This window comes from Xanthomonas sp. NCPPB 3761 (assembly GCF_041475705.2).
GTDB lineage: Bacteria > Pseudomonadota > Gammaproteobacteria > Xanthomonadales > Xanthomonadaceae > Xanthomonas > Xanthomonas phaseoli.
On the sequence record NZ_CM191262.1, the window covers coordinates 2,592,892 to 2,611,553 of the forward strand.

13 protein-coding genes and 1 pseudogene are annotated in these 18,662 nt (G+C 64.6%); 8 read left to right on the forward strand and 6 right to left on the reverse strand.

The window, feature by feature from the left end:
- The first annotated feature begins 113 nt into the window (after nucleotides 1-113).
- The 4 genes from ACCQ00_RS11315 to ACCQ00_RS11330 all read left to right on the forward strand — a co-directional run bounded on the left by ACCQ00_RS11315 (nucleotide 114) and on the right by ACCQ00_RS11330 (nucleotide 5,004).
- Nucleotides 114-974, forward strand: a complete 861-nt coding sequence (locus ACCQ00_RS11315) for a CheR family methyltransferase (RefSeq protein WP_017159447.1) — start codon at nucleotides 114-116, stop codon at nucleotides 972-974.
- A gap of 2 nt (nucleotides 975-976) precedes the next feature.
- Nucleotides 977-1,573: a chemoreceptor glutamine deamidase CheD gene (cheD, locus tag ACCQ00_RS11320; protein ID WP_003486330.1), complete on the forward strand. Its 597-nt coding sequence runs from the start codon at nucleotides 977-979 to the stop codon at nucleotides 1,571-1,573.
- Complete coding sequence (locus ACCQ00_RS11325) at nucleotides 1,570-2,646, forward strand: protein-glutamate methylesterase/protein-glutamine glutaminase (protein WP_003486327.1); 1,077 nt, start codon at nucleotides 1,570-1,572, stop codon at nucleotides 2,644-2,646. Before cheD ends, ACCQ00_RS11325 begins: the two co-directional genes overlap by 4 nt.
- A gap of 72 nt (nucleotides 2,647-2,718) precedes the next feature.
- Complete coding sequence (locus ACCQ00_RS11330; protein WP_039572429.1) at nucleotides 2,719-5,004, forward strand: EAL domain-containing protein; 2,286 nt, start codon at nucleotides 2,719-2,721, stop codon at nucleotides 5,002-5,004.
- 521 nt (nucleotides 5,005-5,525) lie between these two features.
- Here the strand turns inward: ACCQ00_RS11330 and ACCQ00_RS11335 are convergent.
- The 4 genes from ACCQ00_RS11335 to ACCQ00_RS11350 form a co-directional block, all read right to left on the reverse strand.
- Nucleotides 5,526-6,368 carry an alpha/beta fold hydrolase gene (locus tag ACCQ00_RS11335; RefSeq protein WP_039572432.1) on the reverse strand — a complete coding sequence of 281 codons (843 nt, stop codon included), beginning with the start codon at nucleotides 6,366-6,368 and terminating at the stop codon, nucleotides 5,526-5,528.
- Between the two features lie 195 nt (nucleotides 6,369-6,563).
- Nucleotides 6,564-9,155 carry a bifunctional aconitate hydratase 2/2-methylisocitrate dehydratase gene (acnB, locus tag ACCQ00_RS11340; protein ID WP_017155270.1) on the reverse strand — a complete coding sequence of 864 codons (2,592 nt, stop codon included), beginning with the start codon at nucleotides 9,153-9,155 and terminating at the stop codon, nucleotides 6,564-6,566.
- Nucleotides 9,156-9,207: 52 nt separating this feature from the next.
- On the reverse strand, nucleotides 9,208-9,618 hold the full coding sequence (locus tag ACCQ00_RS11345; RefSeq protein WP_017155271.1) for a type II toxin-antitoxin system VapC family toxin: 411 nt from the start codon (nucleotides 9,616-9,618) through the stop codon (nucleotides 9,208-9,210).
- The gene (locus ACCQ00_RS11350; RefSeq protein WP_016903180.1) at nucleotides 9,615-9,863 is read right to left on the reverse strand and encodes an AbrB/MazE/SpoVT family DNA-binding domain-containing protein; all 249 of its coding nucleotides are present in this window, start codon (nucleotides 9,861-9,863) and stop codon (nucleotides 9,615-9,617) included. The genes ACCQ00_RS11345 and ACCQ00_RS11350 overlap by 4 nt, the downstream gene beginning before the upstream one ends.
- A gap of 147 nt (nucleotides 9,864-10,010) precedes the next feature.
- Here ACCQ00_RS11350 and acnA point away from each other — a divergent pair, with 147 nt between their 5' ends.
- Nucleotides 10,011-12,779 carry an aconitate hydratase AcnA gene (gene acnA, locus ACCQ00_RS11355; RefSeq protein ID WP_039572434.1) on the forward strand — a complete coding sequence of 923 codons (2,769 nt, stop codon included), beginning with the start codon at nucleotides 10,011-10,013 and terminating at the stop codon, nucleotides 12,777-12,779.
- 180 nt (nucleotides 12,780-12,959) lie between these two features.
- Nucleotides 12,960-13,156, forward strand: a pseudogene (locus ACCQ00_RS11360) (hypothetical protein).
- A gap of 35 nt (nucleotides 13,157-13,191) precedes the next feature.
- Here the strand turns inward: ACCQ00_RS11360 and ACCQ00_RS11365 are convergent.
- The gene (locus tag ACCQ00_RS11365) at nucleotides 13,192-13,641 is read right to left on the reverse strand and encodes a hypothetical protein (protein WP_039572438.1); all 450 of its coding nucleotides are present in this window, start codon (nucleotides 13,639-13,641) and stop codon (nucleotides 13,192-13,194) included.
- 97 nt (nucleotides 13,642-13,738) lie between these two features.
- Between ACCQ00_RS11365 and rpfB the strand changes: the two genes are divergently transcribed.
- Together rpfB and rpfF are read left to right on the forward strand one after the other, a co-directional pair.
- On the forward strand, nucleotides 13,739-15,421 hold the full coding sequence (gene rpfB, locus ACCQ00_RS11370) for a fatty acyl-CoA ligase RpfB (protein WP_372353929.1): 1,683 nt from the start codon (nucleotides 13,739-13,741) through the stop codon (nucleotides 15,419-15,421).
- Nucleotides 15,422-15,597: 176 nt separating this feature from the next.
- A complete protein-coding gene (gene rpfF, locus ACCQ00_RS11375) occupies nucleotides 15,598-16,467 on the forward strand; it encodes a diffusible signal factor synthase RpfF (RefSeq protein WP_039572442.1) in 870 nt (289 codons plus the stop codon).
- Nucleotides 16,468-16,479: 12 nt separating this feature from the next.
- On the opposite strand, the gene rpfC is transcribed toward rpfF, so the two are convergent.
- Nucleotides 16,480-18,660 carry a sensor histidine kinase RpfC gene (gene rpfC, locus ACCQ00_RS11380; RefSeq protein WP_017159451.1) on the reverse strand — a complete coding sequence of 727 codons (2,181 nt, stop codon included), beginning with the start codon at nucleotides 18,658-18,660 and terminating at the stop codon, nucleotides 16,480-16,482.
- Nucleotides 18,661-18,662 lie beyond the last annotated feature (2 nt).

An 18,662-nucleotide genomic window follows, 5' to 3' on the forward strand; every position in this document is an offset into this window, starting at 1 on the left:
ACCAGCCGCCGCCCCATCGCACGCGCCAGCGAACCCAACCGCTTCCAATCCACGCATTGGCGCTTCAGTTGCGCGACTCCGTGGCCGATATCCAGTTATAGCTCACGACGCGTATGGATATGACGACTACGATTCCCGCTTCAGACACACGCGAATTTGATTTCGGCGACCGCGACTTCAAGCGCGTCTGCGACCTGATCTACCAGCGTGTCGGCATCGCATTGGCGCCAGCCAAGCGCGACATGGTGTATGGCCGCCTGTCGCGTCGTCTGCGCGTGCTCGGCCTGCGCTCGTTCCGCGATTACCTCGACCAGCTCGAAGCCGGCAACGATGAAGAAGAATGGCAGGCGTTCACCAATGCGCTGACCACCAACCTGACCTCGTTCTTCCGCGAGCCGCACCATTTCGACAAGCTGCGCGAAGAACTGCAAAAGCGCGCCTCGCAGGCGCCGTTGAAGATCTGGTCGTGCGCCGCCTCCACCGGCGAGGAGCCCTACTCTATCGCCATCACCGCCTGCGAAGCCTTCGGCACGCTGACCCCGCCGGTGAGCATCGTGGCCACCGACGTCGACACCCAGGTCCTGGAAACCGCATCGCGCGGCGTCTATGCCATCGACCGCGTCGCCTCGCTGGATGCAGCGATCAAGCGCAAGTACTTCCAGCGCGGCAGCGGCCCCAACGAAGGCAAATGCCGGGTCATTCCGGCGCTGCGCCAGCTCATCGAATACCGCCAGTTGAATCTGCTGGCGCCGCGTTACGACGTCGGCGGTCCGTATGCGGCACTGTTCTGCCGCAACGTGATGATCTACTTCGACAAGCCCACCCAGCGCGGCATCCTGTCGCGCCTGGTCAGCCACATGGGCGAGGACGGTCTGCTCTACACCGGGCACTCGGAGAACTACCTGCACGCGGCCGACCTGATCCAGCCGTGCGGGCGCACGCTGTATCGGCGCGCACCGCGCGCAGGAGCCTGAGCATGAGTACTGCCGTGCAAGTCGACGACGTCATGCGCTACCGCGATTCGCGGTTCCAGACCATTGCCGCCAAACTGCTGCCCACCCAATACCTGGTGGTGGACGACGACACCGCATTGACGACCACCTTGGGATCGTGCGTTGCAGCCTGCCTGCGCGACCCGGTGCTCAAGATTGGTGGCATGAACCACTTTCTGCTGCCCGAAGGCCAGGTCGGCGATGGCGCACCCACGCGCTACGGCAGTTATGCCATGGAGCTGCTGATCAACGACATGCTCAAGCGCGGCGCGCACCGCAAACGCATCGAGGCCAAGGTCTTTGGCGGCGCCAACGTGCTGAAGGGCTTCACCAGCAACCCGGTCGGCACCCGCAACGCCGAGTTCGTGCGCCAGTACCTGCAGGCCGAACATATTCCCATCATCGCTGAAGATCTGTGTGGCATCCATCCGCGCAAGGTATGGTTCTTCGCGACGACTGGCCGCGTCGTCGTGCAGCGTTTGCCGCACGCGCACGAAGCCGAAGTCGCCGCCACCGAATCGGCCGTGCGCGCCCGTCTGTCCAAAGCACCGGTTACCGGTGGAGTGGAGTTGTTCGAATGACGTTGGAAACTCCTGTGCGTGTATTGATCGTCGACGATTCGGCGGTCGTGCGTCAGATGCTCACCGAAATCTTGTCGCGCGACGCCGGCATCGAAGTGGTCGGCTCGGCCGCCGACCCGTTGCTGGCGCGCGAAAAGATCAAGCGCCTCAATCCGGACGTCATTACGCTGGATGTGGAAATGCCGCGCATGGACGGCCTGGTGTTTCTGGAAAACCTCATGCGCCTGCGCCCTACCCCGGTGGTGATGATTTCGTCGCTGACCGAGCGCGGCGCCGACACCACCTTGCAGGCCCTGTCGCTGGGCGCCGTGGACTTCGTGTCCAAGCCCAAGATCGACGTCGCACGCGGGCTGGAAGGCTACGCCGAAGAGATCGTCAGCAAGGTCAAGATGGCCGCCAAAGCCAAGGTCAGCGCACTCAATCGCCCGAGCGCGCCCAAAGTCACGCTGGATATGCAATCGGCACCGGTGGCCGGCAGCGCGCTGCGCTTTCGCACCACCGACCGCCTGATCGCCATCGGCGCCTCGGCCGGCGGGACCGAAGCGCTGCGCGTGGTGCTTGAACACATGCCTGCCGATGCGCCCGCGGTGGTGATGACCCAGCATCTGCCCGCCAGCTTCAGCACCGCATTCGCCGAGCGCCTCAACCGCCATTCGGCCATGTCGGTGCGCGAAGCCACCGATGGCGAGGCGATCCTGCCGGGTCATGCGTATCTACCGCCGGGTGGCCAGCATCTGCGCATCATTCGCGACGGTGCGCGTTGGCGCTGCCGCATCGACGATGGCCCGCCGGTCAATCGCCACAAGCCGGCAGTGGACGTGCTGTTTCGTTCCGTTGCCGCCAATGCCGGGCCGAATGCGGTGGGCGCCATCCTCACCGGCATGGGCGACGACGGCGCGCGCGGCCTGCTGGAAATGCTGCAGGCCGGCGCGCCGACGCTGGTGCAGGACGAAGCCAGCAGCGTGGTCTGGGGCATGCCCGGTGCGGCGTACAAACTTGGCGCCGCACAGGAAGTGGTGCCGCTGGACCGCGTGGCCGAGCGCTTGCTCGCATTGTCGGCGCAGGCGCGCTGACCCGGCATGGCCGCGCATCCCTCGCACCCGACCAACCCAACGCTTCCTCCAGGAAGCGCGACGGGCGCTGGCGTGGATGCAGCGGTGGACCGCACGCCGCTGACGTCCGAGCCGATCCATGCCGACGTACCAAGCGCCGGGCAGATCAGGCCCGGCCCGGTCACCGCCGGCATGGCCAAGGACGGCGAGCAACCCGAGCAGCGCCGTGCGCGCCTGCTCGCAGAAGCACTCGATGGCAGTAGCAGCGCCATCCTCATCTGCGACCTGCAATCACGCCTGCTGTACGCCAACGACGGCTTCCAGCGCATGTTCGGCTACACCGAAGCCGAGCTGGTCGGTCTGCGTCCTTCCGATGTCTTGACCCGCGCGCAAAGCGACCAAAACGAGGTTGCCCGCGTTCGCGATCGCGCAGACGCCTTGCAGCACACCCGCGCCGACTTGCTGGTCTATCGCAAGGACGGCACCCCGCTGTGGATCTCGCTCAACTTCAACCCGATCTACGACACCAACAATGCTCCCTCGCATTACGTGGCGGTATTGACCGACATCACCGACACCAAGATGCACGAGGTATTGCAGCACCGCGTGCTGGAGGCCTTGGTGCAGGAACGCCCGTTGATCGAGGTGATGACCCTGATTTGCACCGAGGTCGAACGCATCGCACCGGACGTGCTGGCCACGGTGATGAGTGCGGACAATCAAGGCCGCCTGCATTCGCTGGCTGCGCCCAGCCTGCCGCCCGAATACGCCGATGCGGTCAACGGCTTGAAGATCGGCCCGGGCACAGGCGCCTGCGGCACCGCGGCCTGGCGCGGTCGCGCGGTGATGGTGGAAGACATCGCCACCGACCCCTTGTTCGAGCCGTATCGAGACACGCTCCTGCCATGGGGCCTGCGCGCCTGCTGGAGCACACCGATCCGCTCCAACAGCGCGCGCGTGCTCGGCACCTTTGCGCTGTACTACCGCAAGCCGCAACGTGCAGATGCCTGGCATATGCGGCTCACCGATTTGTGCCAGCAGCTGTGCACCTTGGCGCTGGAACGCGAGCAGATCCGCCAGCGCGTGCATCAACTGGCGTTCTACGACACGCTCACGGGCCTTCCCAACCGCATCATGTTCAGCGCCCGCGCCGAGCAGGCGCTGACGCAGGCCGAATACGCGGGCGAACCGGCCGCGTTGATGTTCATCAACATCGACCGCTTCAAGCTCATCAACGATAGCCAGGGTCACGCCGCAGGCGATGGCCTGCTGCGCGATATCGCCTTGCGCGTCAATGAGCAGGTCAGCGCCACGGCAATGCTGGCGCGACTGTCCGGCGACGAGTTCGCGCTCGCGCTGCCGCAATGCAGCGCAGAGCAGGCCAGCGCCGCCGCCGAGCGGTTGCTGGTCAGCATCGCCAGCCCGCTGCCGGTCGGCCATATGACCGTGCATCCCTCGGCCAGTATCGGCGTGGCGATGTTTCCCGAAGATGGGCAGGACATCAACATCCTGCTGCGCCATGCCGACCTGGCGATGAATCGCGCCAAGAAGGAAGGCGGCGGGCGCTTTCGTTTCTTCAGTTCAGACATGAACCGCATGGCGCAAGAACGCGTTGCGCTGGAAGCAGAACTGCGCCAGGCCATCGAACGCAATCAGCTGCAACTGCACTACCAACCGCAGATGCACAGCGCCGCCCCGCACACGCTCTATGGCGTGGAAGCGCTGCTGCGCTGGAATCACCCGCAGTTGGGCGCCGTGTCGCCGGCGCGGTTCCTGCCCGTGGCCGAAGAGCAAGGCATGATGCCGCAGATCAACGCATGGGTCCTGCGCAGCGCGTGCCAGCAGGTTGCCGACTGGCGCCAGCGTGGCGTGCCGGTCGCACGCGTGTCGGTGAACCTGTCGGCGAGCGGTTTCGAAAGTCCGCGCATGCTGTCGGACCTGCTCCGGCTCATCGCCGAGATGGGCGTACAGCCCTCCGACCTGACCCTGGAACTGACCGAAAGCGTGATGCTGTCCGGGCAACCAGGCGTGCTGGAAAACCTGCACGCCATTCGCGAAGCCGGCATCTCGCTGTCGCTGGACGATTTCGGCACCGGCTATTCCAGCCTGAGCCATCTGCATCGCCTGCCGATCGACGAACTCAAATTGGACATGAGCTTCGTGCGCGACATCGAACACAGCGAAGACGCGCGCGCACTCACCACCTCCGTGCTGCGCATCGGCGAGCACCTGCGCAAGCACGTGGTCGCCGAAGGTGTGGAAAACGAAGCGCAGCGCCTGTTCCTGGCCGACCTGGGCTGCGAGGTGCTGCAGGGCTACCTGTTCTCGCGGCCCCTACCGGCCCCGGCACTGGAAGCCTGGCTGGGCACGCAACCGTAGACGCAACCGCCGCACGATCACAGCGTCGAACTCCGTTCCATCCAGGAAAGGCGGGCCACGACGTGGCAAGTCATGCGCCCCTCATGCGGAGAGCAACGCAGCAAGCGCTCCCCCGAAAGCGCCTCAAGCTCCCCGCCTGCGAGGACAGTGCTTCAAGCCCCTAGCCTGCGAGAAAGTGCTTCAAGCCCCTCTCCCAGCGGGAGAGGGGTTGGGGTGAGGGCACGGTGGCGAAGCCAATCACACGTCAAACAGCACGTGGCCGCGCCCGAATTATCATCCCCCCTGCAGGCACCCTCTCCTCCACAAAGGAGAACAAAGATCCCGGTGGAAAAGGGAAACATCATCCTGACAACTGCAGCGCTTCAGCCCCTCTCCCACGAGAGAGCGCTTCGAGCTCCTCCGCTGCGAGAGTCCTCCTTGCGAAAGAGAGTGCCTCAAGCTCCTCTCCTGTCAGTAAAGAAGTGAGAAGTTGAGAGGGAACCACGCACCTAATCCCACGTCAGGCGAGCCCACTACCCTCATCACGCACGCATCAGTTCCACCTCGGCCTCGGCTACCGTCCGCTTCAACCAGCCCAGCAACTGCGCATTGACAAAGGCCGGGTTTTCCAGCGAGGCGATATGGCCTGCGTCCGGGATCAGCTCGTAATCGCAGCAGATGGCCTCGGCCATCATCCACACCTCTTCGGGCGGGCGCGGAATGTCCTCGGCGCCACCGAGCAGGAACGTGTTGGCCGGATCCAGTCCAGACAGGGCATCCAGTCGATCGGCTCGACCGAAGATCAGCCGGCCCAGTGGCACGACGGACGCGCGCAACTGCTCGGCCGACATCGCCGCCAGACGCTGCGCAAAGGCGGCCGGCAATGCCGATCCCAGGTCGATGCCGGGGCGGAAGAAGATCGGAACGATCGCCTCGATCAGCGCAGGCGTCACCTGCCCGGCCGTCTCGATCGCATCGAGCAAGCCGAAATAACGCGCACGCGTGGCGGCCGGCTCGGCACCCAGGAAGGTGTCCATCAACACCAGGCTGCGCACGCGCTCCGGCGCCATCAGGGCAAGCTCGGCGGCCCACATGCCGCCCACCGACAGGCCGACCACCGCGCACTGCGGCAACTTCAGTGCGTCCAACAGGGCCAGCATGTGCCGGGCAAGATCGCCGATCTGCTGCGTGCCGTGCGGCAACGGGCCTGACTGCCCGTGTCCCCACAGCTCGGGAACGATGACCTGGTAGTGCTGCGACAGTGCCTGGATCTGCGGCTCCCACATCGCAGCGTCCCAGAGATAACTGTGGCCAAGCAGGACCGGGAAACCGCGGCCATGTTGCGTGTAATGCAGGGTTTGACCGGAGATTGTGCAAGTGGGCATGGGCATCAACGGGCAGTGGTGGAGCGGCGGGACTCTAGACCTGCCGACTTCAGATTTTTGTTGCAATGCCACAATCCAGTCAGCTGGTATTTGCTTTAACGCCGGGCATCGTGACTACAACGCGAAGCTATTGCCCGAAAAGCGAAATGCCGGGCAGTGCCGGGCATTTCGGGGGCAACAAACCTGCTGGACGAATCAGGCGGCGACGGTCTCTGCCACGTTCTGATACTCCTGGATCTGATCGAAGTTCATGTAGCGGTAGATCTGCTCGCCACTGGTCTTGATCACGCCCACATCGGCCATGTACTCCTCCTTGGTCGGAATCCGGCCCAGGCGCGAGCAGATCGCCGCCAGTTCCGCCGAGCCCAGGTACACATTGGTATTGCGGCCCAACCGGTTGGGGAAGTTACGCGTGGAGGTGGAGAACACCGTGGCGCCCTCGCGTGCCTGCGCCTGGTTGCCCATGCACAGCGAGCAACCGGGCATTTCCATGCGCGCGCCGGCCGCGCCGAAGGTGCCGTAATGGCCTTCCTTGGTCAGCTCCGAAGCGTCCATCTTGGTCGGCGGTGCCACCCACAGGCGGGTCGGGATGTCGCGCTTGCCTTCCAGCAACTTGGCAGCGGCACGGAAGTGACCGATGTTGGTCATGCACGAACCGATGAACACTTCGTCGATCGCCGCACCGGCCACGTCCGACAGCGTCTTCACGTCGTCCGGGTCGTTCGGGCATGCCACGATCGGCTCATGGATGTCGGCCAGGTCGATCTCGATGACCGCCGCGTACTCGGCGTCGGCATCGGGCTGCAGCAGCTGCGGGTCGGCCAGCCAGTCTTCCATCTTCTTGATGCGCCGGCCCAGCGTACGCGCATCGGCGTAACCCTCGGCAATCATCCAGCGCAGCAGGGTGATGTTGCTGGTCAGATATTCGATGATCGGCGCCTTGTCCAGGTGCACGGTGCAACCGGCCGCCGAACGTTCGGCCGAGGCATCGGACAATTCGAACGCCTGCTCCACCTTCAGGTTCGGCAAGCCTTCGATTTCCAGGATGCGGCCGGAGAAGATGTTCTTCTTGCCCTGCTTGGCCACGGTCAGCAGACCGTCCTTGATCGCGTACAGCGGGATCGCGTTGACCAGGTCACGCAAGGTCACGCCCGGCTGCATTTCACCCTTGAAGCGCACCAGCACGCTCTCGGGCATGTCCAGCGGCATCACGCCGGTGGCGGCGGCGAAGGCCACCAGGCCGGAGCCGGCCGGGAACGAAATGCCGATCGGGAAGCGGGTGTGCGAGTCGCCGCCGGTGCCCACGGTGTCGGGCAGCAGCATGCGATTGAGCCAGCTGTGGATCACGCCATCGCCCGGACGCAGCGACACGCCACCGCGGGTGGAGATGAATTCCGGCAAGGTGTGGTGGGTCTTGACGTCAACCGGCTTCGGATAGGCGGCGGTGTGGCAGAACGACTGCATCACCAGGTCGGACGAGAAGCCCAGGCAGGCCAGGTCCTTCAGCTCGTCGCGGGTCATCGGGCCGGTGGTGTCCTGCGAGCCCACCGAGGTCATCTTCGGTTCGCAGTAGGTGCCCGGGCGCATGCCCTGGCCTTCCGGCAGCCCACAGGCGCGGCCGACCATCTTCTGCGCCAGCGAGAAGCCCTTGCCGGTGTCCGGCGGGTCCATCGGCAGGCGGAACAGGTCCGAGGCCGGCAGGCCGAGGAGCTCGCGCGCCTTGGCGGTCAGGCCACGGCCAACGATCAGCGGAATGCGGCCACCGGCGCGCACTTCATCGAACAGCACGTCCGACTTCATCGCGAACTCGGCGATCACCTGCCCATTCTTCAGCGCCTTGCCGTCGTAGGGACGCAGTTCGACCACGTCGCCGTGCTCCATCTGCGACACGTCCAGCTCGATCGGCAATGCGCCGGCGTCTTCCATGGTGTTGTAGAAGATCGGGGCGATCTTGCTGCCCAGGCACACGCCGCCGAAGCGCTTGTTCGGGATGTACGGAATGTCTTCGCCGGTCCACCACAGCACCGAGTTGGTGGCCGACTTGCGCGAGGAACCGGTACCGACCACGTCGCCCACATAGGCGACCAGGTGGCCCTTGTCCTTGAGGTCGGCAATGGCCTGGATCGGGCCGCGCTTGCCGTCTTCTTCCGGCTCGAACGCCGCGCCATCGCGCTTGTTCTTCAGCATCGCCAGCGCATGCAGCGGGATGTCCGGGCGGGTGGTGGCGTCCGGCGCCGGCGACAGGTCGTCGGTATTGGTTTCGCCCGGCACCTTGAACACGGTGACGGTCAGGCTCTGCGGCACTTCCGGCTTGCTGGTGAACCACTCGGCATCGGCCCAGCTCTGCAGCACGGCCTTGGCGTGCGCATTACCGGCTTGCGCCTTTTCCTGCACGTCGTGGAACGCATCGAACACCAGCAAGGTGTGCTTGAGCGCTTCGGCGGCGGTAGCGCCCAGCTCGGCGTTGTCCAGCAGGTCGATCAGCGGCTGGATGTTGTAGCCGCCCAGCATGGTGCCGAGCAGTTCGGTGGCGCGGGTCGGGCTGATCAGCGCGGTGGTCTCGGTGCCGAAGGCCACCGCGGCCAGGTACGAGGCCTTGACCTTGGCGGCATCGTCGACGCCGGCCGGTACGCGCTGGCTGAGCAGTTCGACCAGGAACTCCTCTTCGCCGGCAGGCGGCGCCTTGAGCAGCTCGATGACCTCGGCGGTCTGCTGCGCGGTCAGCGGCAGCGGCGGGATACCAAGCGCGGCGCGCTCTGCAACGTGGTGGCGATAGGCTTCCAACATGCGGGTTCTCCAAAAAAAACAGCGGTGAAGGTGATAAAGCGCGAAACGTGGATCAGGGTGCGGGTTTGGGAACGACGATCTTCAAACCCTTGAAGTAATCGCGGAAGAAGCCCTCGTCACGGGTGATCAACCCGTCGCACTGGAGCATGGCGTGGGCGCCGATCAGGAAGTCGGCCACCACCCGCTCACGCTTGCCGCCGCGCGCGCGAAAGCGCTTGTTCATATGGCCGGCGCGGACTGCGGCCGCTTCCTGGGTGGCTTCGTAGCGCACGCCGATCGAGGCCAGGGTTTCCATCAGGTCGACCTGGGTGTCGAGCATGGCCAGAACCTCGGCCACCACCGCATCGCAGACCACCACTTCGTCGCGCGCCAGGGCGTCGCCGATGCAGACCTCCGACACTTCGCCATAGACCGGATCGCCGATCAGGATGTCCAGCAGAACCGAGGAATCCAGGGCGATCATGGGTCGAACGGGTCTCCGGGGGCGCGGCCACGGATGGCGCGCATGGCCTCGTCGGTGCTGGTCAGGCCGTCGACCAACTTGAACTTGCCGCGCACCTTGCGCAGCGCTTCGCTGACGTCCTTGCGCAAGATGATGCGTCCGCCGTCGAGTTCGATCTTCAACGTCGTGCCCTTGGTCAGGCCCAGGGCATCGCGCACGGCCTTTGGCAGCGTGATCTGTCCACGTTCGGCAACGGTGGCTTCCATGAGCATGCTCCAGAAAGTATGCACGCATGATACGTACTTGCGCCGTCCTACTCAAGTCGGCAGATCGGCCTGGACACACCGTACGTACACACTGAATCGCTCAGAATGTGCGCCTACCTAAAGCCTTCGATGCCATAGGAGTGATGCATGCGCGATTCCTTTTCCACTCGCACCTCACTTGAGGTCCACGGCAAGCACTACGCGTACTACAGCCTGCCGAAGCTGGGCGAGCGCTTCGATATCGGCCACCTGCCCTATTCGATGAAGATCCTGCTGGAGAACCTGCTCCGTCATGAAGACGGTGGCGTGACCGTCGGCAAGGACCACATCGAAGCAGTCGCCAAGTGGGACCCCACTGCCGAGCCCGATACCGAAGTCGCCTTCATGCCCGCACGCGTGGTGCTGCAGGATTTCACCGGCGTGCCCTGCGTGGTGGACCTGGCCGCAATGCGCGATGCGGTAGTCAAGCTGGGCGGCAACGCCGACCAGATCAACCCGCAGATTCCTTCCGAACTGGTCATCGACCACTCCGTGCAGGTCGATGTATTCGGCAAGCCGGACGCGCTCGACCTCAACGGCAAGATCGAATTCCAGCGCAACCAGGAACGCTACGGCTTCCTGCGCTGGGGCCAGAAGGCGTTCGAGAACTTCAAGGTGGTGCCGCCCAACACCGGCATCGTCCATCAGGTCAATCTGGAAAATCTCGCCCGCGTGGTGATGAGCGCGGACAAGGACGGCACGCTGGTCGCCTACCCCGACACCGTGTTCGGCACCGACAGCCACACCACCATGATCAATGGCATCGGCGTGCTGGGCTGGGGCGTGGGCGGCATCGAGGCCGAGGCCGCGATGCTGGGCCAGCCCTCCTCGATGCTGATTCCGCAGGTGGTCGGCTTCAAGCTCACCGGCAAGCTGCCCGAGGGCGCCACTGCCACCGACCTGGTGCTGACGGTCACCCAGATGCTGCGCAAGGCCGGCGTGGTGGGCAAGTTCGTCGAGTTCTATGGCGACGGCCTGCAACACCTGCCGCTGGCCGACCGCGCCACCATCGGCAACATGGCACCGGAATACGGCGCCACCTGCGGCATCTTTCCGGTCGACGAAGAATCGCTGACCTACCTGCGCCTGTCCGGCCGCAGCGAGGAGCAGATTGCGTTGGTCGAGGCCTATGCCAAGGCGCAGGGCCTGTGGCACGACGCCGCCACCCCACCCGCCCGGTACAGCGCGACGCTGGAACTGGATATGGGCCAGGTCAAGCCGTCGCTGGCCGGCCCCAAGCGCCCGCAGGACCGGGTGCTGCTGGAAGACATGCAGTCCAACTACCGCGAAAGCCTCAAGCCGTTTGCCGAGGCGCGCAGCAAGAAGCTGGCCGATCTCAAGCAGGAAGACCGCCTCAAGAACGAAGGCGGCGGCGGCACCGCCGTCGGTGCGAAGGCGTCGCAGGCAGAAAGCGCCAACGCCAGCGGCGCCGGTTGGCAGCTGCGCGATGGCTCGGTGGTCATCGCCGCGATCACCTCGTGCACCAACACCTCCAATCCGGCAGTGATGCTGGGCGCCGGCCTGCTCGCGCGCAACGCGGCGGCCAAGGGGCTGAAGGCGCAACCGTGGGTCAAGACCTCGCTCGGGCCGGGCTCGCGCGTGGTCACCGACTACCTCGAAAAGGCCGGCGTGCTCACCGACCTGGAAAAGCTCGGGTTCTACGTGGTCGGCTACGGCTGCACCACCTGCATCGGCAACTCCGGCCCGCTGCCGGAAGACGTGTCTGCGGCCATCGCCAAGGACGATCTGGTGGTGACCTCGGTGTTGTCGGGCAACCGTAACTTCGAAGGCCGCGTGCACCCCGAGGTCAAGATGAACTATCTGGCCTCGCCGCCGCTGGTGGTGGCCTATGCCATCGCCGGCACCACCGACATCGACCTGACCACCGAGCCGCTGGGCACCGGCAGCGACGGGCAACCGGTCTACCTGCGCGACATCTGGCCGAGCAACAAGGAAATCGGCGACACCATCGCCGCCACCGTCGGCCCGGAAATGTTCAAGCAGAACTATGCCGACGTGTTCAAGGGCGACACGCGCTGGAACACCATCGCTTCGCCCGATGGCGCGCTCTACGCGTGGGACGAAGCCTCGACCTACATCAAGAACCCGCCCTACTTCGATGGCATGACCATGCAGGTCGGCAACGTGGACGATGTGCACGGTGCACGCATCATGGGCCTGTTCGGCGACTCGATCACCACCGACCACATCTCGCCGGCCGGCAACATCAAGAAGGATTCGCCGGCAGGTCGCTTCCTGCAGGAACGCGGCGTGCAGCCGGCCGACTTCAACAGCTATGGCAGCCGCCGCGGCAACGACGATGTGATGGTGCGCGGCACCTTCGCCAACATCCGCATCAAGAACCTGATGTTCGGCGGCGAAGAAGGCGGCAACACGCTTTACTACCCAGCCGGCGGCGGCCAGCCCGAAAAGCTGGCCATCTACGATGCCGCAATGAAGTACAAGGCCGACGGCGTGCCGCTGGTGGTGCTGGCCGGCAAGGAATACGGCACCGGCTCCTCGCGCGACTGGGCGGCCAAGGGCACCAACCTGCTTGGGATCAAGGCGGTGATCGCCGAGAGCTTCGAGCGCATCCACCGTTCCAACCTGGTGGGCATGGGCGTGTTGCCGCTGCAGTTCCTGGAAAACGAGAACGCGCAGAGCCTCGGCCTCGATGGCTCGGAAGTGCTGGACATCACCGGCCTGCAGGACGGTGCCAGCCGCCGTGCCACCGTCAATGCGAAAAAGTCCGATGGCAGCGTCAAGCAGTTCCAGGTCAAGGTGCTGCTGCTGACACCCAAGGAAGTGGAGTACTTCAAGCACGGCGGCCTGCTGCAGTATGTGCTGCGGCAGTTGGCGGCCCGCAAGGCGGCCTGACCGTAGCGCGCATCGCGCTGCAACGATGCACCCCACTCCCGCCGCTCGGCGGGAGTGGCATTTCCGGCCTCTTGGACAACGGCGATTACGCCCTAGCGAACAAAGGGCGCGTGCATCCCGACGTCGAACGGAATTACCTGGCTTCCGGCCGTTGGTGGCGAGCATGCCATCTCCGGCACCATGGACATCGGTCCCACCACCAAGATGGGTGGCGGAAAAGAAGGCGGCAACACGCCGTATTACCCAGCCAACGGCGGCCAGCCGGATGCGCCACCCGCTAACTCAGCGCCATGCACCGTCATCACCGGGCAACCCGCGCTTCGGCCAAATGCCTGACGCCCCCCATCCATGCACTGGCGCCATGCGTCCGGCCGTAACAAGCAGCCAGCCGCACCCCACCGCATCGGCGCGGTCAACGCGCTGCCGGCACCCATTGCGCGTGATACAGCTGCCAGTCGCTGTCCTGCAATCGCCAACCGGTGGTGACCTGATAGGTCTGCGCCTGATCGGGCACCCAACGCCCGTTGCCGCCGGTCAACAACGCGGTAAAGCGCACAGTGGCCGTATCGCCGCGCAGTGCCACATCGACTGGCCCCATGGTCACGCCGACCTGTTGGTTGCCCAACATCTGCACTTGCATCAAGCGCCGTAATCCGGCGGCGTCCAGCCCGTTTTCGCCAACAAAATCCTCGGCCACCGGCGCCATTGCATCGCCGATCTGGCGCGCTTCGATTGCCTGATGCATCTGCTCCAGCGTGGCGCGCAGACGTTGCTCGGGCGCAGCACGTGTGCACCCGAGCAAGACCAGCATGCAAAACCCCACCCACACCACGCGCCACGGCACTTGAATGCTGCTCTGCATCACGCTTCGCCTTTTCCATGCATGACGGTATGCTGCCAGCTGTTGTAGCGCCGTGGAACACACTGCGGCGCGTCGAGAACACCCTGGAGGGGGGCAGATGAATCAGGCACGTCCTTGGTTGCAAAGTTATCCGGCCGGCGTTGCCGCCGAAATCGATCTTGAGCAGTTCCGCACGGTGGCCGAGGTGTTTGCCACCTCCGTGAAACGCTTCGCCGACCGGCCTGCGTACCACAGCTTCGGCAAGACCATCACCTACCGCGAGGCGGATCAGCTGGTCGAGCAATTCGCAGCCTACCTGCTTGGCGAGTTGCAGTTGAAGAAAGGCGACCGCGTCGCCTTGATGATGCCCAACTGCCTGCAATACCCCATCGCGACCTTCGGCGTGCTGCGTGCCGGCCTGACCGTGGTCAATGTCAATCCGCTGTACACCCCGCGCGAACTCAAGCATCAGTTGATCGACTCCGGCGCCAGCGTGCTGGTGGTCATCGACAACTTCGGCACCACCGTGCAGCAGGTCATCGCCGACACGCCGGTCAAGCAAGTCATCACCACCGGCCTGGGCGACATGCTGGGCTTCCCGAAGGCGGCGCTGCTCAACTTCGTGGTCAAGTACGTCAAGAAGCTGGTGCCCGATTACCGCATCAACGGTGCGATTCGCTTCCGCGAGGCGCTGGCGCTGGGCCGCAAGCACCGCGTGCCGACGCTGCAGATCGAACCCGACGACATCGCCTTCCTGCAGTACACCGGCGGCACCACCGGCGTGGCCAAGGGCGCCATGCTGACCCACCGCAATCTGGTCGCCAACATGCAGCAGGCGCACCAGTGGCTGGCGGGCACCGGCAAGCTGGAAGAAGGCCATGAAGTGGTGATCACCGCGCTGCCGCTGTACCACATCTTCGCATTGACCGCGAACGGCCTGGTCTTCATGAAGATCGGCGGCTGCAATCACCTGATCAGCAACCCGCGCGACATGCCGGGCTTCGTCAAGGAGCTGAAAAAGACCCGCTTCACCGCGTTCACCGGCGTCAACACGCTGTTCAACGGGCTGCTCAACACGCCCGGATTCGATCAGGTGGATTTCTCCTCGCTCAAGATGACCCTTGGCGGCGGCATGGCCGTCCAGCGCTCGGTCGCCGAGCGTTGGAAGAAAGTCACCGGCCTGACCTTGGTCGAAGCCTACGGCCTGACCGAAACCTCGCCGGCCGCATGCATCAACCCGATGGACCTGAAGGACTACAACGGTTCGATCGGCCTGCCGATTCCGTCCACCGATGCCTGTATCAAGGACGACGCCGGCGCGGAACTGCCCCTGGGCGAGATCGGCGAGCTGTGCATCAGGGGCCCGCAGGTCATGAAGGGCTACTGGAAGAAACCCGATGAAACCGCCAAGGTCATGGACGCCGAAGGCTGGCTGCATACCGGCGACATCGCGCGCATGGACGCACAGGGCTTCGTCTACATCGTCGATCGCAAGAAGGACATGATTCTGGTGTCCGGCTTCAACGTGTACCCCAACGAGATCGAGGACGTGATTGCCGAGATGCCCGGCGTGCTGGAAGTGGCGGCGGTCGGCGTGCCGGACGACAAGTCTGGCGAGATCGTCAAGGCGGTCATCGTGAAGAAGGACCCGGCCCTGACGGCCGAGGATGTGAAGGCACATTGCCGCGCCAACCTCACCGGCTACAAGCAGCCGCGCGTGATCGAATTCCGCAAGCAGTTGCCCAAGACCAACGTCGGCAAGATCCTGCGCCGTGAGTTACGGGACGCGCCGAAGACGTAATACCGCTTATGCCGCAGCCCGAAGGCGTTCAGCCTTCTTCGACGCCCGCATTGCCGCAAGGCCTTGCGGGCGTTCGCTTTTGCACGCATAGAATCCGGTGTCGGCGCACGCTCACGCGTTCAACCTCATCTCCGTCCGAAAGGCGGCCGGCCGGACGGTCATCACGGAGAACCACCATGTCTGCAGTTCAACCCTTCATTCGCACCAACATCGGCTCGACCCTACGCATCATCGAAGAACCGCAGCGTGACGTGTACTGGATCCATATGCATGCCGACCTGGCCACCAACCCGGGGCGTGCCTGCTTTTCGACGCGCCTGGTCGACGACATCACCGGCTACCAGACCAACCTGGGTCAACGCCTGAACAACGCCGGCGTGCTGGCCCCGCACGTGGTGCTGGCATCCGACAGCGACGTGTTCAACCTGGGCGGCGACCTGGCGTTGTTTTGCCAACTCATTCGCGAAGGCGACCGTGCTCGACTGCTTGAATACGCCCAACGCTGTGTACGCGGCGTGCACGCGTTCCATGTCGGCCTCGGCGCACGCGCGCACAGCATCGCCCTGGTGCAGGGCAATGCGCTCGGCGGCGGATTCGAAGCGGCGTTGAGCTGCCACACCATCGTCGCCGAGGAAGGGGTGATGATGGGATTGCCCGAAGTGCTGTTCGACCTGTTCCCGGGGATGGGCGCCTACTCTTTCATGTGCCAGCGTGTCAGTGCGCAACTGGCGCAAAAAATCATGCTCGAAGGCAATCTGTACTCCGCCGAAGAATTGCTTGGCATGGGCCTGGTCGATCGCGTAGTGCCGCGCGGTCAGGGCGCGGCGGCCGTCGAACAAGTGATCCGCGAAAGCAAGCGCACGCCGCATGCCTGGGCGGCAATGCAGCAAGTGCGCGAAATGACCACGGCGGTACCGCTGGAGGAAATGATGCGCATCACCGAAATCTGGGTCGATACGGCGATGCAGTTGGGCGAAAAGTCGTTGCGCACCATGGACCGCCTGGTCCGCGCGCAATCGCGCCGCTCAGGGCTTGACGCCGGCTGATGGGTCGGCGGGCTATTCGCTACTCCGGGGGGAGCGCTCGTCGTCGTTGGCGCCTTGTACGCGCGCGGCGAGTGCGTCCTTTCCGGTCTGCAATTGGTCGCGCAACGCCGACAGCCGCTGTCGCCATTCGGCCTGCAACTGCCAATCGGCCATGCGCATCAGCTCACCGCCGCTGCCAGCCAACTGCGCCAGCCCCAGATTGCTGGCAACCCCGCGCAATGCGTGGGCGCTTTCGCGCAGTTGTTCCCAATCCGAGCGCGTGCCATCGCGCTCGATCGCGCTCACGCAGTTGTGCGCATCATCCAGACACTGCCGGACGAACTGACGTTCGAATTCTTCGCCCATGCCCAACGCAGCGAGTTCGTCCAGCACGCTGGCATCGAGCACGCCCTCGAAACTGGTCGATGCCTGCACCACCGTGGCCGGCGTTGCCAACGCACGGGTGCTGACCGCGAGTTCGGCCAGCGTATCGAGCAGCTTGGCAGCCACGACGGGCTTGGCCAGGAACGCGCGTGCGCCAGCTTGTTCGCAGGCGCGGATTGCGTCAGGCGTAACGTCGGCACTGAGTACCACCACCGGGGTGTAGCGCATGCCGCTGGCCTGCATCACGCGCAACTGCTTGAGCATGTCCAGACCGCTCATGCCTGGCATATGCAAATCCACGATCACCGCATCGAAATCCTCGTCGGCCATCGCGTCCAGCACCTGCTCGGCGCCGTTGACGCACATCACCTTATGCCCCGCCTTTTCCAGCAATCGCTGCAACACCATGCGATTGGCTTCATGGTCGTCGGCCACCAGCATGCGCATGCTGCGCACGCGCGCGCGGTGACGCAGGAACGGGTTGGAAAAGGCGATGACGTTGGAGGCTTCCAGCTCGTCGGGAGCCTCCAGCAGCGCCCCGACCGGCGAGCGAGCCGGCGCCGCGGTCTCCAATACGCCGATCTCCAGCGGTAGCTCGAACCAGAACACGCTGCCGCCGGCTTGATTGGGCGCAAAGCCAATCGCGCCGCCCATGGCCTCGACCAGGCCCTTGGCGATCGTGGTGCCCAGGCCGGTGCCCTCATAACGGCGCGACAAGCCCACGTCCGCCTGCTCGAACGCCTCGAACAGGCGCGGACGCATGTCCATCGGCACGCCGATGCCGCTGTCCTCGACCTCGAAACGCAGCCGCATCGTGTCGGCACCATTGCCGGAGACCCGCGCGACCCGCAGCAGTACATGCCCGTGCTCGGTGAACTTGACCGCATTGCCCAACAGGTTGAGCAACACCTGGCGCAGATGACCGGTGTCGCCCTTGAGCAGGTCCGGTACGTCGGTGGCGACCTCGGTGCCGTAATCCAGACCGCGCGTCTTGGCCTGCGGCTGCAGAATCATGTTGACCGAGCCGATCATCTCGCGCAGCGAGAAATCGCGGCGATCGATGCGGATCTTGCCCGCCTCGATCGCCGAAATATCGAGCACCTCTTCCACCAGCGACAGCAGGCTGCGCGCCGAGGCCTGGATGGTATTCAGGCATTCCTTCTGCTCTGCATCCAGGCGCGTGGTGGCCAGCACTTCGGTCATGCCCGACAACCCATTCAACGGGGTGCGGAATTCGTGACTCATATTGGCCAGGAAGCGGCTCTTGGCCTGGTTGGCATGCCGGGCCTCGCGTACCGCGCGCGTCATCGCACGCAACAACGAGTCGAAGTACAGCGGCACGGCGATCAAGCCCAGCAACAAACCCCAGCTGAGATAGGGGTTGGCCTTCCAGTAAGGCGAAATCAGGATGGCACTGAGAAAACTCAGGCTGGCCATCGCGGTGGCGGCACGCAGATAGGGACTGCCGTAGCGCAAGCCATTGCCGATGGTCACCCACATGCAGACCGCATACAGCGGCGAAGCCGGTTCGCCCTGGATTGCCATGATTGCGCCGGTGCAGGTGTAGTCGAGCACCATGCCGATCAGGCGCCGCGTGTGCGACACGTGCGGCCGCAGCAGGATGGCCACCATCAGTCCCAGCGACACCACCAGCTCGCCCACCAGGATCAACCAGGTGGCCATCAACGTGTCGCCATGGGTGTGGTGGTAGCGCCACCCCAGGTAGGAAATGAACAGCGTGGTGATGATGATGCGGATCAGGTTCTGCGCGTGTTCCGAATCCGCCCGCCCCGAAAGACGCCGCTTCAACCATGGCAATGGAGACTTCATAG